The organism is Streptomyces sp. CB01373 (assembly GCF_002803075.1).
GTDB lineage: Bacteria > Actinomycetota > Actinomycetes > Streptomycetales > Streptomycetaceae > Streptomyces.
The window spans coordinates 142,242-157,725 of the sequence record NZ_NNBK01000001.1; the positions used below are offsets into that span (position 1 = coordinate 142,242).

At 73.6% G+C, this 15,484-nt stretch carries 15 protein-coding genes; 8 read left to right on the forward strand and 7 right to left on the reverse strand.

The window, feature by feature from the left end; all coding sequences use genetic code 11:
* Positions 1 to 182: 182 nt before the first annotated feature.
* Positions 183 to 1,016, reverse strand: a complete 834-nt coding sequence (locus tag CG719_RS00685) for a (2Fe-2S)-binding protein (protein ID WP_100566461.1) — start codon at positions 1,014 to 1,016, stop codon at positions 183 to 185.
* 164 nt (positions 1,017 to 1,180) lie between these two features.
* Here CG719_RS00685 and CG719_RS00690 point away from each other — a divergent pair, with 164 nt between their 5' ends.
* Positions 1,181 to 2,029 carry a GntR family transcriptional regulator gene (locus tag CG719_RS00690; protein ID WP_234375361.1) on the forward strand — a complete coding sequence of 283 codons (849 nt, stop codon included), beginning with the start codon at positions 1,181 to 1,183 and terminating at the stop codon, positions 2,027 to 2,029.
* A 56-nt stretch (positions 2,030 to 2,085) separates the two neighbouring features.
* On the opposite strand, the gene CG719_RS00695 is transcribed toward CG719_RS00690, so the two are convergent.
* On the reverse strand, positions 2,086 to 2,859 hold the full coding sequence (locus CG719_RS00695) for a hypothetical protein (RefSeq protein WP_100566462.1): 774 nt from the start codon (positions 2,857 to 2,859) through the stop codon (positions 2,086 to 2,088).
* A gap of 166 nt (positions 2,860 to 3,025) precedes the next feature.
* Positions 3,026 to 4,726: a PucR family transcriptional regulator gene (locus tag CG719_RS00700; RefSeq protein WP_100566463.1), complete on the reverse strand. Its 1,701-nt coding sequence runs from the start codon at positions 4,724 to 4,726 to the stop codon at positions 3,026 to 3,028.
* A 361-nt stretch (positions 4,727 to 5,087) separates the two neighbouring features.
* Here CG719_RS00700 and CG719_RS00710 point away from each other — a divergent pair, with 361 nt between their 5' ends.
* The 4 genes from CG719_RS00710 to CG719_RS00725 all read left to right on the forward strand — a co-directional run bounded on the left by CG719_RS00710 (position 5,088) and on the right by CG719_RS00725 (position 10,285).
* On the forward strand, positions 5,088 to 5,987 hold the full coding sequence (locus CG719_RS00710) for an FAD binding domain-containing protein (protein WP_100566465.1): 900 nt from the start codon (positions 5,088 to 5,090) through the stop codon (positions 5,985 to 5,987).
* Complete coding sequence (locus CG719_RS00715; protein WP_100566466.1) at positions 5,987 to 6,553, forward strand: (2Fe-2S)-binding protein; 567 nt, start codon at positions 5,987 to 5,989, stop codon at positions 6,551 to 6,553. The genes CG719_RS00710 and CG719_RS00715 overlap by 1 nt, the downstream gene beginning before the upstream one ends.
* Before the next feature lies 1 nt (position 6,554).
* The gene (locus CG719_RS00720) at positions 6,555 to 8,975 is read left to right on the forward strand and encodes a xanthine dehydrogenase family protein molybdopterin-binding subunit (protein ID WP_100566467.1); all 2,421 of its coding nucleotides are present in this window, start codon (positions 6,555 to 6,557) and stop codon (positions 8,973 to 8,975) included.
* Positions 8,976 to 9,133: 158 nt separating this feature from the next.
* Positions 9,134 to 10,285, forward strand: a complete 1,152-nt coding sequence (locus CG719_RS00725; protein WP_100566468.1) for an XdhC family protein — start codon at positions 9,134 to 9,136, stop codon at positions 10,283 to 10,285.
* Positions 10,286 to 10,292: 7 nt separating this feature from the next.
* Here CG719_RS00725 and CG719_RS00730 read toward each other — a convergent pair whose 3' ends face one another.
* From CG719_RS00730 to CG719_RS00740, 3 genes are all read right to left on the reverse strand, one after another.
* On the reverse strand, positions 10,293 to 10,742 hold the full coding sequence (locus tag CG719_RS00730) for an SRPBCC family protein (protein ID WP_100566469.1): 450 nt from the start codon (positions 10,740 to 10,742) through the stop codon (positions 10,293 to 10,295).
* A 118-nt stretch (positions 10,743 to 10,860) separates the two neighbouring features.
* Positions 10,861 to 11,472 carry a polysaccharide deacetylase family protein gene (locus CG719_RS00735; RefSeq protein WP_442802690.1) on the reverse strand — a complete coding sequence of 204 codons (612 nt, stop codon included), beginning with the start codon at positions 11,470 to 11,472 and terminating at the stop codon, positions 10,861 to 10,863.
* Positions 11,473 to 11,765: 293 nt separating this feature from the next.
* Positions 11,766 to 12,068, reverse strand: coding sequence for a DUF3040 domain-containing protein (locus tag CG719_RS00740; RefSeq protein ID WP_100566470.1), 303 nt, complete (start codon positions 12,066 to 12,068; stop codon positions 11,766 to 11,768).
* Positions 12,069 to 12,217: 149 nt separating this feature from the next.
* Between CG719_RS00740 and CG719_RS00745 the strand changes: the two genes are divergently transcribed.
* Genes CG719_RS00745 through CG719_RS00755 form a run of 3 tightly spaced genes read left to right on the forward strand, consistent with a single transcriptional unit; the run spans position 12,218 to position 14,547 of the window.
* On the forward strand, positions 12,218 to 12,859 hold the full coding sequence (locus tag CG719_RS00745) for a phosphoribosyltransferase (RefSeq protein WP_100566471.1): 642 nt from the start codon (positions 12,218 to 12,220) through the stop codon (positions 12,857 to 12,859).
* A gap of 14 nt (positions 12,860 to 12,873) precedes the next feature.
* A complete protein-coding gene (locus CG719_RS00750; RefSeq protein ID WP_100566472.1) occupies positions 12,874 to 13,371 on the forward strand; it encodes a TIGR03668 family PPOX class F420-dependent oxidoreductase in 498 nt (165 codons plus the stop codon).
* A gap of 45 nt (positions 13,372 to 13,416) precedes the next feature.
* The gene (locus CG719_RS00755; RefSeq protein ID WP_100566473.1) at positions 13,417 to 14,547 is read left to right on the forward strand and encodes a winged helix DNA-binding domain-containing protein; all 1,131 of its coding nucleotides are present in this window, start codon (positions 13,417 to 13,419) and stop codon (positions 14,545 to 14,547) included.
* Positions 14,548 to 14,639: 92 nt separating this feature from the next.
* On the opposite strand, the gene CG719_RS00760 is transcribed toward CG719_RS00755, so the two are convergent.
* Entirely contained in the window at positions 14,640 to 15,422 is a 783-nt protein-coding gene (locus CG719_RS00760) for a S1 family peptidase (protein WP_100566474.1), read from the reverse strand.
* Positions 15,423 to 15,484 lie beyond the last annotated feature (62 nt).

Below are 15,484 nucleotides of genomic sequence, written 5' to 3' on the forward strand. Positions count from 1 at the left end.
GGGCGGGAGTTGAGTTCGAATAAGACTACCCATACGGATGGTTCCGCGGATAGTTCCCGCGGCAGGTGAGGATTTTGTGAATCACCTGTGACCTTGTGGGTGTCCCAGTCGCAGGTGATCCTACGCGATCGCGGTGGGTCCTTCGGACCGCAGGGGCCGGTTCGTCCCGGTGTGACGGGGGTTCAACCCGCGGCGGCGGCCGTCAGTTTGGCGATCCGGTCCGCGTCGCGGGTGCGCGGGCAGGTGACACAGAGGTCCTCGGGGCGCACGGTGTAGAACATGCAGCAGCTCGCCCGGTCGCGGGTGGGCAGCGACTCGCCGCCCGGCCCGGTCAGCTCCCGGAAGGCGGCGGAGCCGACGTACGGCCGGGTCGCTCCCGGCAGCAGCAGTTCCAGTTCGCGCATCGCCCGCCGCTGCTCGCCGAGCAGATGGGCGACGTACCAGAGACCCTCGACGATCTCGTCGGTCGCCATGCCCCACAGGGCGCGCCCGCGCCGGCGCATACGGGGGCCGAACCCGGTCAGCACGGGCTCCAGGTGCTCGGCGACGGCCGCGCGCAGTTCGGCCCGCAGCGCCTCCTCGTCGGGCACGACGCGCGCGCCGGGCAGTGCGGCCGCCGGGTCGCCCGGCAGGCAGGCGAAGGCGGTGGGACGTACGGCCATGCGGCCGGCGGTCCGGTCGTAGGAGACGTGGGTCACGGGGATGCGGGGCACCCGGCGGTGCAGGAACCACGGCACGGTGAACAGCAGGCAGGCGGGCCAGGCGTAGCGGTGCAGTCCGAAGCTCGCCACGACGTCCGGGCGCGCGGGTGTGCCGTAGTCGCGCAGCACCTGGGCGTCGTCCCAGGCCAGGAAGGCGTCCAGGCCTGTCCCGCCCGCCGCGAGGGAGGCGGCCAGGGTCCAGCCGCCGCCGTCCGGGACGGGCTCGCCGGGGCCGGGCTCCGTCACCGTGAGGCCGGGGAAGACCTCGGTGAGGCGGGCGTAGGCGTCCGCCACGGCCGAAGGGGGCACAGGCATGCCGGATCCACCGTTTTCACATCGACTGTAAGTAAGGCTTACCTTACTTCACTCAATCGAAATGTGAAGCCTTGGCCTACAGTGCCTAAGGTGCTTGACGGCTGGTCGACAACCCGCCGTAATGACCACAAGCACCTCAAGCACCCCAAGCCCGGAGGAGAACCGTGAAGCAGGGCGCGCAGGACTCCACCGGCATCCGGACCCCCGGGGCCGGCGGGGGCGCCGTGCCGCGTGTGCCGTGCCAGCCGCAGACCGGGGACCTGCGGCGCGAGCGGGGAGCCGCTGATCCGTGGCGAAAGCAGGAGGCCACGGCCGCCGCGGACCGCCCGGCGGAGGGCGTCCGCGGCGAGCACACGCACGGCGAACCGCCCGTGCCGAGCCCCCGGCCCCTGGTGCGGCGCTCCTCCGTGCGCGGTCAGATCCTGCAGGCCCTGCGCACCGCCCTGGTGGCGGGGGAGCTGAAACCCGGCGAGGTCTACTCGGCGCCCGCGCTCGGCGAGCGGTTCGGGGTGTCCGCGACCCCCGTGCGCGAGGCGATGCAGCAACTCACGCTGGAGGGCGCCGTCGAGGTCGTGCCCAACCGCGGCTTCCGGGTGGTCGAGCGAGGCGGCCGCGAGCTCGCCGAACTGGCCGAGGTGCGGGCCCTGCTGGAGGTGCCGGTGATGCTGCGGCTGGCCCGCCGCGTGCCCGTCGAGCGCTGGGCCGAGCTGCGGCCGCTCGCCGAGGCCACCGTGCGGGCCGCGTCCTCCGGCTGCCGGGCGACCTACGCCGAGGCCGACCGCGCCTTCCACCGCGCGGTGCTGTCCCTCTCCGGGAACGAGCAGCTCGTCCAGATCGCCGAGGACCTGCACCGCCGCGCGCAGTGGCCGCTCGTCGGCGGCGCCGTCCGCCCGGCCCGCGCCGACCTGCTCGCCGACGCGGCCGAACACACCGCCCTCCTCGACGCCCTCGTCGCCCGCGACGTGGAAGTGGTCCGCAGCCTGGCCACCGAGCACTTCGCAGGAGCGGACTAGCGGACCAGCGGACGCGCGGACCGAAGGGTGCGGGCCGTGCGCGGCCCGCTTCCCGCTCAGACCGTCGCCGCCCCCGGTGCCGGTGGGGCCGGTGCCAGTTGGTGGGCCAGCCAGGTCGGTACGCCGCCGAGGAGGCGGAACAGGCGGCGGGCCTCCTCACGCAGGCGGGACGCCTCCGGTTCGGTTTCCGTGTCGGACAGGGAGACCAGGGCCGGCGCGGTGCCGACGAGGTAGCCCAGTTCCTCGCTGAGGCGGAGCGACTCGGCGAAGCCGTTCCGGGCCTCGGCCAACTCGCCGTCCCGCAGCGCCAGTCCGGCCAGATGGCGCCAGGTGAAGGAGAGCAGCAGCGGATCGCCGTGCGCGATCGCGCCCGCGTGCGCGCGCCGGAAGGCGGCGTGCGCGGCCTGAGGGGACCGGGTGAGGTTCTCCGCGATCAGACCTCGCCGGAAGTCCAGCAGGGCCCGCCCCGGCACCCCGGGCGGCACCAGCGCCGCGGCCCGGCCGAGCGCCGACCGCGCCTCGTCCGCCCGGTCCCGTACGCCGTGCAGCGTGGCCGCGTAGGCAAGGTACCCGCGTTCACAAGCGGCCGCGCCCCGCTCCTCGTCGGTGTCGGCCAGCGCCTCCGCGGTGCGCAGCGCGTCCTCGGCTTCCTCCCAGCCCGCCTCGGTGTACAGGCAGCGTTCGACCAGCAGCGCCGTTCTCTGGAGCGCGGCGGCCGCGGTGGCCGACTGGAGCAGCGCCGCCGCGTCGGCCCAGCACGCGCGTGAGCGCAGCCGCCATACCGCGGTCTGGAGTGGATCGTCACCAGGGGTCGTTCCGTTACCAGACATGGCGGTATGCGCCACGTTGCCCTCCCCGAGCACGCCATCGAGCCTTGAGTGGTGGCGGCATCTCAGCACGAAATCCGTGGCCCGGCCAAGAGGATGGGTGAAAAATTTCACAAAGTCGTGGGACGGAGGGGGCGAAGGTGGCGCGCCCCCCTCGTCCGCCGCGGCCTCAACTCATGCGCAGCGCCAGGAAGAAGTCCAGCTTGTCCTCCAGGCGGGACAGGTCACGGCCCGTCAACTGCTCGATACGCCCGACCCGGTAGCGCAGCGTGTTGACGTGCAGGTGGAGACGGGTGGCGCAGCGGGTCCAGGAGCCGTCGCAGTCGAGGAAGGCCTCCAGGGTGGGGATCAGCTCGGCGCGGTGCCGGCGGTCGTACTCCCGCAGCGGGTCCAGCAGCCGCGCGGTGAAGGCGCGGCGCACGTCGTCCGGGACGAAGGGCAGCAGCAGTACGTGGGAGGCCAGCTCCTGGTGCCCGGCCGCGCAGACGCGCCCCGGGCGCGCCGCCGCGACCCGCCGGGCGTGCCGGGCCTCCTCCAGTGCCCCGCGCAGCCCCTCGGCCGAGTGCACGGTCGCGCTGACGCCCAGGGTGAGCCGCCCGTCGCCGTCCAGTCCGGCCGACAGCGGGTCGCGTACGGCCTCCAGCAGCGCGTCGGCGAGGATCCCGGTCTCGGAGCCGTCGTGCTCGGTAGAGACGGCAGGGAGCGGTACGAGCGCGATCGCCTCGTCGTCCGTGTGGGCGACGGCTGTCCGGGCGGAGGGCTCGGCACCGCTCCCGTGCGTCCCCCTGCCCGAAGAGCCGGGGGGAGCGTCGACGAGGATCTCCTCAAGGAGCGCCTGGGCGATCCGCCCGCCCTCGCCCCGCCCGTCGTCCCACTCGACGCTCGCCACGATCACCTGCCAGTGCGGCGCCGCCCCGATACCGGGCAGCAGCACCGGCGCGGCCACCCTCAGCCGCGCGGCGACCTCCGCGGGCGGCGCGCCGGTCTGCACCAGCTCCAGCACCTCCTGGGCCAGGCGCCTGCGCACCGTGCGGGCCGCGTCGCGGCGGTCCCGTTCGACCGCGATGAGCTGGGTGACACCCTGGAGCAGGTCCAGCCGCTCGTCGGGCCACTCGCCCGCGTCCGCCTCCACGGCCAGCAGCCAGTCCGACAGCACCGTCTCGCGCACGTCCGGAGCGGCCTGCGGTGAGCGGCCACCGCCGCGGATGGGGAACAGGGAGTACGTCGTCGGGCCCAGCGTCACCCGGTGCGGGCCGCGCCGGCCGGTGCGGGCGGCCGACAGGTGCTCGGCGGCGAGCCGGGCGCACACGTCGGGGGCCAGCGCCGGACCGGGCACCCTGGGCCCGGCGATGAGCCGGCCGGTGGGGGAGAGCAGCCAGGCCCGCAGGTCCAGGTCGGAGCCCAGCAGGTCGAGCACCACGTCCGGGCCGCCGCCCGCCGGGCCGGCCGTCATCATCCTGCGGTGCCGCTCCACCACGGCCGCGAGGTCACCGGCGCGCTCGCCGGACACCTGCCGCACGACGTGCTCGGTGATCGTCGCGAACGCCACCGACTCGTTCACCGCGAACAGCGGCAGCCCGTGCCGGGCGCAGGCCGCCACGAGGTCCTCGGGCACCGGCCCCAGCTCCGCCTCGCCCGCCGCCAGGGCGGCCACCCCGGCCCGTACCAGGATCCGTACGAACGGCTCGGAGTCGGCGGCGTCCCGGCGCCAGGCGAGCCCCGACAGCACCAGCTCACCGCCGGAGAGGTAGCGGCTGGGATCGCGCAGGTCGGTGGTCATGACACCCCGGACGGTACGGTCCAGCTCCTCCTCCCCGCCGAGCAGCTTCAGGCCCAGCGCATCGGTGTCCAGCAGTGCGCGCAGCCGCATTCTCGTCGCCGCCGTTCTGTGTCTCGAAAAGTACGATGGATCATGTGGCGGGGGCCCGTCCGCGTGGCCGGGCGACAGCTCCGCCAGGAGGTGAGACCGCGTCCCCCCGGCCACCGCTGTTTCCAGGGGGAACGGAAGAGGTTTCTGAAGGCCTCGTTTCATACGAATCTACAAGATGCCCGCGCTGGCCAGCCAAACCCTTCATGGTTTCCGTGACTCACGGGCCGGAGCGGTGAACTGTGTACTGGTCCTGCTCCGCGTAAAAGGGACAGGAACGAGCCGGGCCCGCCGCACACGGATTGGCTCAATCCGTACTCACGACGACTTGCGACGACTCAAGAGACGAAGAAGAGAGCCGGTCATGGACTTCCTTCGCCCCGCCAGCTGGGAGGAGGCGCTCGCCGCGAAGGCCGAGCACCCCGCCGCCGTGCCGATCGCGGGCGGCACCGACGTGATGGTCGAGATCAACTTCGACCACCGCCGGCCCGAGTACCTCCTCGACCTGAACCGGGTCGCCGACCTCCAGGAGTGGGAGGTCGGCGAGGACGCCGTGCGGCTCGGCGCCTCCGTTCCGTACACGAAGATCATGGAGAACCTGCGGGCCGAGCTGCCGGGCCTGGCCCTCGCCTCGCACACGGTCGCCTCCCCGCAGATCCGCAACCGCGGCGGGGTCGGCGGCAACCTCGGCACCGCCTCCCCGGCGGGCGACGCCCACCCCGCCCTGCTGGCGGCCGGCGCCGAGGTCGAGGTGGAGTCGGTCCGCGGCTCCCGCCGGATCCCGATCGACGACTTCTACACCGGCGTCAAGCGCAACGCCCTGCAGCCCGACGAGCTGATCCGCGCCGTCCACGTCCGGAGGGCCGACGGACCGCAGCAGTTCTCCAAGGTCGGTACCCGCAACGCCATGGTCATCGCCGTGTGCGCCTTCGGTCTCGCCCTGCACCCGGAGACCCGGACGGTGCGCACCGGCATCGGCTCCGCCGCGCCCACGCCCGTCCGGGCGAAGACCGCCGAGGAGTTCCTGAACGCGGCGCTCGACGAGGGCGGCTTCTGGGACAGCGGGGAGATCATCACCCCGTCGGTCGCCCGGCAGTTCGCGCAGCTCTGCTCCGCCGCCTGCAACCCGATCGACGACGTCCGGGGCACCGCGAGCTACCGCCGCCACGCGGTGGGCGTCATGGCCCGCCGGACGCTCACCTGGACCTGGGAGTCGTACCGCGGCGCACGAGGCACCGCCTGTCAGAAGGGGGGCGCTGCGTGATGCGCGTCAACTTCATCGTCAACGGACGACCGCAGCAGGCCGACGACGTCTGGGAGGGGGAGTCCCTGCTGTACGTCCTGCGCGAGCGACTGGGGCTGCCCGGCTCCAAGAACGCCTGCGAGCAGGGCGAGTGCGGCTCGTGCACGGTGCGCCTTGACGGCGTGCCGGTGTGCTCCTGCCTGGTCGCCGCCGGGCAGGCCGAGGGCCGCGAGGTCGTGACCGTCGAGGGCCTGGCGGACTTCGCCGAGCAGCGGTCCGGCGGCACTCGGGCCCGCGGTACGACGCTGGAGGACGCCCAGCGGTGGCAGGCGCGGGGCGCGCAGCCCGGCGTGGGCGGTGAACTCTCGCCGATCCAGCAGGCGTTCATCGACGCGGGCGCCGTCCAGTGCGGGTTCTGCACCCCGGGCCTGCTGGTCGCCGCCGACGAGATGCTGGAACGCAACCCCGACCCGACCGACGCGGACATCCGCGAGGCACTGTCGGGCAACCTGTGCCGCTGCACGGGCTACGAGAAGATCATGGACGCGGTCCGCCTGGCGGCCGCCCGGCAGTCCGAGGGGGTCTGAGATGGCTTCCTCCGAGACCTCCACCACGTCCGGCCGGGGCGGTGGCCCCGCCGGCGTGCCCACCAAGGTCACCCAGGGCTCCCGGACCGGGGGCGGCATCGGCGAGTCCACGCTCCGCCCGGACGGCATCCTCAAGGTCACCGGCGAGTTCGCGTACTCCTCCGACATGTGGCACGAGGACATGCTCTGGGGCCAGATCCTGCGCTCCACGGTCGCGCACGCCGAGATCGTCTCGATCGACACCGCCGAGGCCCTCGCCATGCCGGGCGTGTACGCCGTGATGACGTACGACGACCTGCCCACCGAGGTGAGGAACTACGGCCTGGAGATCCAGGACACCCCGGTCCTGGCCCACGGCAAGGTCCGCCACCACGGCGAGCCCGTGGCCGTCGTCGCCGCCGACCACCCGGAGACCGCCCGCCGCGCCGCCGCCAAGATCAAGGTGGAGTACCGGGAGCTGCCGGTGATCACCGACGAGGCCTCCGCGACCGCGCCGGACGCCGTCCTCGTCCACGAGAACCGCACCGACCACCACATGGCCCACGTCTCCCACCCCAACATCGTCCACCGCCAGCCGATCGTCCGCGGCGACGCCGAACAGGCCGCGAGGAGAGCCGACTTCGTCGTCAAGGGCGAGTACCACTTCGGCATGCAGGACCAGGCCTTCCTCGGCCCCGAGTCCGGGCTCGCCGTGCCCGAGGAGGACGGCGGCGTCCATCTCTACATCGCCACCCAGTGGCTGCACAGCGACCTGCGCCAGATCGCCCCGGTGCTCGGACTGCCGCCGGAGAAGGTCCGCATGACGCTGGCCGGCGTCGGCGGCGCCTTCGGCGGGCGCGAGGACCTGTCGATGCAGATCCACGCCTGCCTGCTCGCACTGCGCACCGGCAAGCCCGTCAAGATCGTCTACAACCGGTTCGAGTCCTTCTTCGGGCACGTCCACCGCCACCCGGCCAAGCTGTACTACGAGCACGGGGCCACCAAGGACGGGAGGCTCACCCACGTCAAGTGCCGGATCGTGCTGGACGGCGGCGCGTACGCCTCCGCCTCCCCGGCGGTGGTCGGCAACGCCTCCTCGCTCGGCATCGGCCCCTACGAGGTCGACGACGTCGACATCGAGGCCATCGCCCTCTACACCAACAACCCGCCCTGCGGCGCGATGCGCGGCTTCGGCGCGGTCCAGGCGTGCTTCGCCTACGAGGCGCAGATGGACAGGCTCGCCGACGCCGTCGGCATGGACCGGGTGGAGTTCCGGCAGCTCAACGCCATGTCCCAGGGCACGATCATGCCGACCGGGCAGCCGGTCGACTCCCCGGCCCCGGTCGCCGAACTCCTGCGCCGCGTCAAGGCGATGCCGATGCCGCCGGAGCGCCAGTGGGAGAGCTCCGAGGGCGCCGACGTCCGGCAGCTCCCCGGTGGCCTGTCCAACACCACGCACGGCGAAGGCGTCGTCCGCGGGGTGGGCTACGCGGTCGGCATCAAGAACGTCGGCTTCTCCGAGGGCTTCGACGACTACTCCACCGCGAAGGTCCGCATGGAGGTCGTCGGCGGTCAGCCGGTCGCCACCGTGCACACCGCGATGGCGGAGGTCGGCCAGGGCGGCGTCACCGTCCACGCGCAGATCGCCCGCACCGAACTGGGCGTCACCCAGGTGACCATCCACCCGGCCGACACCCGGGTCGGCAGCGCCGGTTCGACGTCCGCTTCCCGGCAGACGTACGTCACCGGCGGCGCCGTCAAGAACGCCTGCGAGCTGGTGCGCGAGAAGGTCCTGGAGATCGGGCGCCGCAAGTTCGGCTCCTTCCACCCCGCCTGGGCCACCGCCGAACTCCTGCTGGAGGGCGGCAAGGTGGTCACCGACGGCGGCGAGACCCTCGCCGACCTGGCGGACGTCCTGGAGGACGAGGCCGTCGAGGTGGAGGAGGAGTGGCGGCACCGGCCGACCGAACCCTTCGACCTGCGCACCGGTCAGGGCAACGGCCATGTGCAGTACTCCTTCGCAGCGCACCGCGCAGTCGTCGAGGTCGACACCGAACTCGGCCTGGTGAAGGTGATCGAGCTGGCCTGCGCCCAGGACGTCGGCAAGGCGCTCAACCCGCTGTCCGTCGTCGGGCAGATCCAGGGCGGCACCACCCAGGGCCTGGGCGTGGCGGTCATGGAGGAGATCGTCGTCGACCCGAAGACGGCGAAGGTGCGCAACCCGTCCTTCACGGACTACCTCATCCCCACCATCCTCGACACGCCGACCATCCCCGTCGACGTGCTCGAACTCGCCGACGACCACGCGCCGTACGGGCTGCGCGGCATCGGCGAGGCCCCCACCCTGTCGTCGACACCCGCCGTCCTGGCGGCGATCCGCAACGCGACGGGACTGGAGCTGAACCGTACGCCGGTCCGGCCGGAACACCTCACCGGCATGTGAGCCCACGGCGTCCGAACCGTCGAACCCCCGGGGGGAGTTCGCCCCCCGGGGACCCCAACTGTTCGGGCGACGGCCCCATGACCCGGCAGCCGGTGGGCCCGAGGGCCGCTCGCCGCAGGTGCGCTCTCCGCACGACCGTCGCAAGGAGACCGACAGAGATGCTGGACATCGCCGAGGAACTTCACCGGTGGGTCGCGCAGGGACGCGACTTCGCCGTGGCCACCGTGGTGGCCGTCGGCGGCAGCGCACCGCGCCGGCCGGGTGCCGCCCTCGCGGTGGACGCCGAGGGCACGGCCATCGGCTCCGTCTCCGGTGGCTGTGTGGAGGGCGCCGTGTACGAGCTGTGCCGGCAGGCGCTGCAGGACGGCGAGACGGTCCTGGAGCGCTTCGGCTACAGCGACGAGGACGCCTTCGCCGTCGGCCTGACCTGCGGCGGCGTCATCGACATCCTCGTCACACCGCTCCGGGCCGCCGATCCCGCCCGTACGGTGACCGCGTCCGCGCTGGCCGCCGCCGCGCGCGGGGAGGCGGCGGCCCTGGCGCGGATCGTTTCCGGTCCGGCGGGGATGCCGGGCCGGGCCCTGCTGGTCCGACCGGACGGTTCCCGGGAGGGCTGCCTCGGCGGTCACCCGGAACTGGACCGCACGGTCGCCGGCGAGGCGTCCGCCTTCCTGGACGCCGGGCGCACCGGCACCCTGGAGATCGGCGAGCGGGGCTCGCGCTGCGGCGCCCCGCTCACGGTCCTCGTCGAGTCCGCCGTGCCGCCGCCCCGGATGATCGTCTTCGGGGCGATCGACTTCGCCTCGGCGCTGGTGCGCATCGGCCGGTTCCTCGGCTTCCACGTCACCGTGTGCGACGCCCGGCCCGTCTTCGCCACCCGGGCGCGCTTCCCGGAGGCCGACGAGATCGTCGTCGAGTGGCCGCACGAGTACCTCGCCCGCACCGGCGTCGACGCCCGTACGGTGCTGTGCGTCCTGACCCACGACGCCAAGTTCGACATCCCGCTGCTCGAGCTGGCGCTGCGCCTGCCGGTGGCCTACGTCGGCGCCATGGGCTCCCGCCGCACCCACCTCGACCGCAACCGCCGCCTGCGCGAAGTCGGCGTGACGGAACTGGAGCTGGCGCGGCTGCGGTCCCCGATCGGCCTCGACCTCGGCGCCCGTACGCCCGAGGAGACGGCCCTGTCGATCGCCTCCGAGATCGTCGCGGCCCGGCGCGGCGGCAGCGGGGTGTCCCTCACCGGAGCGCACACCCCGATCCACCACGACGGCGTGCCGACGGCCAACGGACGGATCGGCTCGGTCGCCTGACGTCACATCAGCTCTGTGAGGGCTGCCTGAGCAGCCGGTTCAGCGCCCGCCCGAACACCGCACGGGCCGCGCCGCGCAGGGGCTCGTCGAACAGACCCGGCAGGAAGCGGACCCGCAGCTCCTCCCGCCACACCACCCGCGTACGGCCCCCGGGACCGGGCCGGACCTCGAACTCGGCCCAGCCCAGCACCACCCGGCCCCGCTTCTCCACCCGGCACAGCCCCGGCTCACCGTCGGCCGGCGGACGCCAGACGGTGACCTCCATCGGATCGTCGAAGCCGAGCGGGCCGACCCCCGAACGGGCCACGAACACCGTGCCCTCGCGGGTCGGCGCGGGCGTGACCACGTTGATGCGGGTCAGCGGCACCGTGTCGGCATGCCGCGACCACCGCGTGATCCGCCGCCACGCCTCGTCGAGGGGGAGCGGCGCGGTGCGTTCGAGCGAGAAGTTCACCACGGCACGATCGTAGGCAATCGGGGACGCCCCACCGCACGTTCGCCGCCCGCTCACACGGTTGGCCGAGCGCCCGGGCGCACCGCGGACCGGCCGCCGTGCGAAAGGTGAGGGACCGCGGCTACCGCCGGTAGACCCTGCCCGGCTCCGCCCTGCCCGGCGCCGGCAACTGCGGCACGGTGACGAAGACGTACCCGCGCTCCTTCAGCGCGTCGATGATGCCGGGCACCGCGGGCACCGTGCCCGCGTAGATGTCGTGCAGCAGGATGATCCGGTCCCGGGAGGACTGGTCGAGGACGCGCCGGGTGATCAGCGCGGAGTCGGTCGTGGTGTAGTCCTTGGCGGTCACGCTCCACAGGACCTCGGACATGCCCAGTTCCTTGCGGATCCGGTGCACGGTGTCGTCGGTGCGCCCCTGCGGCGGGCGCATCAGGGTCGGCTTGCGCCCGGTCAGCCGCTCCATCTCCTCGTTCGGGCGCTGTATCTCCTCGCGTACGCGGTCCGCCGGTGTCCGGGTCAGGATCTGGTGGTCCCAGGTGTGGTTCGCGACCTCGTGGCCCTCGGCGGCCATGCGCACGACCAGCTCCGGGTACTTCTCGATGTGCCGGGCGCCGAGCAGGAAGAAGGTCGCCGGTACCTGTTTCTCCTTGAGGATGTCCAGCAGCCGGGCCGAGTTCTCGCTCGGCCCCGCGTCGAAGGTCAGCGCGATGCACTTGGCGTGCCGGCAGTCCACCGTGCCGAACCCGGCCGGCGCCCGCCGCGGGGCGCGCCCGGGCGTCGCTGGGCGCCGTGCTGCCGTCGGCGCAGCCGGTGAGTGTCATGCAGGCGGCCGCCAGTGCCGTCAAAGCCGCCATTGCCCGGAACCGGGCCCCGTCTTCTTCGTCTTCCTGGTCGCACAAGGCATGCCGGGACTATACGCCGCGGGTATAGACGCAGTTCATAGCGGGGTCGAATAAGCATTCGAATTGGCGGGTTGCGCCGGCCGAGGCGTCTCCACGGCGGTGACCGGGCCCGCCGGGCAGTGCGTCAGGACTCCGCCCGGCGGCACAGCAGCCGCAGCGCGCAGAACAGCGTCACCGGCCACACCGCCGCGAACGCCCAGATCACGCCCGGCTCCGAGCTGACGGCCCCGGCCGTCAGGAGGGCGAGCGAGACCGCCGTCAGCAGCATCACGGCCCACAGCGGAGGGGCGTAGGACGCCACCCGGCAGAGGACCGGCCGCTTGCGCCCGGACCGCAGCCGCCGGACCAGACGGCGGTCACGGCTGAGGGCGCGTTCTATCTCGTTCAAAATCCGCTGTTCGCGGTCGGGGAGTCGGCCTGTCGACACTGTTGCTCCTACGGGGAACCGGTCTGCCGTGAATCCTCTCCGACTGCCCCTCCCACCCCGGACTAACCGGCGCGCCGGTCCGCGCCCGCGGGATGTGGCCGGAAGGGTGCCCCGGGGTACCCGCACACAGGGCGGAAGGAGTGACGCCCATGAGGTTCGAGGACCGCGCGCAGGCCGGCCGGCGATTGGCCGAACGGCTACGCCCCCGGTACGAGGCGGGCGCACTGCCCGACCCCGTCGTGCTGGCGCTGCCCCGCGGCGGTGTCGTGGTGGCCCGGGAGGTCGCGCGGGCGCTGGACGCCCCGCTGGACGTGGTCGTGGTCCGCAAGATCGGCGCCCCCTCGCAGGAGGAGTACGGCCTCGGCGCGATCGCCGGGGACGACCCGCCGCTGTTCGACAAGACGGCCCTGCACCTGCTCGGCCTCACCGAGGGGGACCTCGCCCCGGTGGTCGAGCGCGAACGCGCCGAGCTGCGCCGCCGCACCCGCCGCTACCGCCACGGCCGCCCCGCCCCCGACCTGCGCGGACGCACCGCGATCGTCGTCGACGACGGCCTGGCCACCGGCTCCACCGCCCGCGCCGCGCTGCGGCACGTGCGGCGCGGCGCGCCCGCGCACACCGTCCTCGCCGTCCCCGTCGGCGCACCCGAGGCCGTACGGGCGCTGAGCGGCGAGGCCGACGAGCTGATCTGTCTCCACCAGCCGTCCTGCTTCACCGCCGTGGGCGTCTGGTACCGCGATTTCGGGCAGCTGACGGACGAGGAGGTGCTGCGGGCCCTGACGGACGGCTGAGAGGAGGCACGCCCGTGCCCCGCATGGACCCCGGCGAGGCGCGCCGCCGGTTCCTCGCCGCCCGGGTGGCGAGGCTGGCCACCGTGGACGCGGCAGGGCGCCCGCACCTGGTGCCCACGGTGTTCGCCGCCCTCGGCGACGACGGACTCGTGACGGCCGTCGACCGCAAGCCGAAGACCACGACCCGGCTCGCCCGCCTGCGCCACATCGAGGCCACCGGGTCCGTGTCCCTGCTGGCGGACGACTACGACGAGGACTGGGACCGCCTGTGGTGGGCCCGCGCCGACGGCGACGCCCGGATCGTGCCGCCCGACGCGGAGGACGAGCGGACCGTGGTGGTGTACGGGACGGCGCTCGCCCGGCTGCTGCGCAAGTACCCGCAGTACCGCGAGGTCCCGCCGCACGGACCGGTGATCGCGATCACCGTCCGCCACTGGACGGGCTGGTACGCCACCGGACCTCCTCCCGCCGCCGGGGACCGCGGCGCTGACGAAGGACCGCCAAGTCCCTGACGAAAGAGGACAGATGCTGTCCTCGATGGCCGCTACCGTGCGGACATGACGAAGACGACGACCACCGCGTCGGCCCCCGTGCTCGGTGTGCGCGCACTCAACCGGGCGACCCTCGACCGGCAGTTGCTGCTCCGCCGCGCGCCCCTGACGGCCGGGGCCGCCGTGGAGCACCTGGTGGGCCTCCAGGCGCAGAACGTCAGGCCGCCGTACTACGCCCTCGCCGCCCGCCTCGACGGTTTCGCACCGGAGCGGCTGTCGGAGCCGATGGCCGCCCGCGAGGTGGTCCGCATCGTCACCCTGCGCTCGACCATCCACACCCACACCGCCGACGACTGCCTCACCCTGCGACCGCTCGTGCAGGGCGCCCGTGAGCGCGAACTCCACCTGTTCCGCAAGGGCCTGCACGGCGTCGACCTCGACCGGCTCACCGCACTCGCCCGCGACCTCGTGGAGGCCGAGCCGCGCACGATGACCCAGCTGCGCACCGCGCTCGGTGCCCGGTGGCCCGACGCCGACCCCCAGGCCCTCGGCGTCGCCGCCCGCTGCCTGCTCCCGCTGGTGCAGGTCACCCCGCGCGGGCTGTGGGACAGGAGCGGGCAGGTCGCCCTCACCACCGCCGAGCACTGGCTGGGCCGCCCCGCGGTCCCCTCCCCCCGGGAAGGGGACCACACCGCTCTCGAAGCCGCCGTCCTGCGCTACCTCGCCGCCTTCGGTCCGGCCTCCGTCCGGGACATGCAGACCTGGGCGGGCCTGACCCGGCTGCGCCCCGTCTTCGAACGGCTCCGCCCCCGGCTCGTCACGTTCCAAGACGACGGCGGCACCGAGCTGTTCGACCTTCCCGACGCTCCCCGGCCCGACCCGGACACCCCGGCACCGCCCCGCTTCCTGCCCGAGTACGACAACCTGCTCCTCTCCCACGCAGACCGCTCCCGCGTGGTGCCCGCGCGGTACCGGGGCCGCAACGCGCAGGGCAACCAGGCCCATCGCACCCTGCTCGTCGACGGCTTCCTGGCGGGGCTGTGGAAACCCGAGGGCGACACCCTGGTGGTCGAGCCCTTCGACCCGCTGACCCGGGCGCAGCGGCAGGACGTGACCGCGGAGGCCGAGCGCATGCTCGCCGCCCTGCATCCGGGAGCGTCGTACGACATACGGTTCGGGACCGGCTCAGGAGGGTGAGGCCCCGGAGGCCGGGGTGGGGACGTGGAGAGGGGGCGTTGCGGGCCGCTCGTGGTGGCTCGCAACGCCCCCTGGCTTTCACCGGGGCCGGCTCAGGTCAGAACCTGCTCGGTCACGAGGCTGGAGAAGGAGGCCAGCCGGGTGTAGACACCCGGCCGGCCCGCCTCGGCACAGCCGTCGCCCCAGGAAGTGATCCCTGCCAGGACGCCCCCGATGAGCAGGGGACCGCCGCTGTCGCCCTGGCAGGTGTCGACGCCGCCGGATGTGTATCCGGCGCAAACCATGTCGCTCGCGACGAAGTCGGAGCCGTAGGAGTCGCGGCAGTCGCTGTCGGACACGACGGGCACCGCCGCCGTCCGCAACTCGTCGGAGGAGCCGCCGTTCTCGCGGGTGGTGCCCCAGCCCAGGACACGGGCGGTCATGCCGGGCGCGTACACACCGGTGCCGGCGGGGGAGACGTACGACGCCGTGGCGTACGGCATCGGCGACTTCAGGGTGAGCACGGCCACGTCGCCGCCGCCGGCGGCGTCCGTGTATTTCGGGTCGAACCAGACCCCGCTGACCTCGCCCACCGTGCCGTCGGTACCGTCGAGACGGGTGCGTCCGCCCACCACCCGCATGTTGTCCGCGATCTCGCCGACCACGCAGTGCGCGGCGGTGACCACCTTCGTGGGCGCGACCAGGGTGCCGCCGCAGAACTGTGCGCCGACCGCGTCCGTGATCTGCATGACGAACGGGTACTCCGCCGTCGTGGTCGCCGTGCCGCCGACGACCGGCCGGGGAGCGGCGGCCGCGGAGGGTGCGGTGAGCGCGGCCGCGGCAGCGCCGACCGTGACCGCGGCGGCGGTCCGTCTGGCGCGGGTGAGGCCGAACATGCGTCTCCTCGGGGCAGGCCGGTGGGGGATCGCGAGGGCGGGGGAGCACGGGGGTCGTGGGG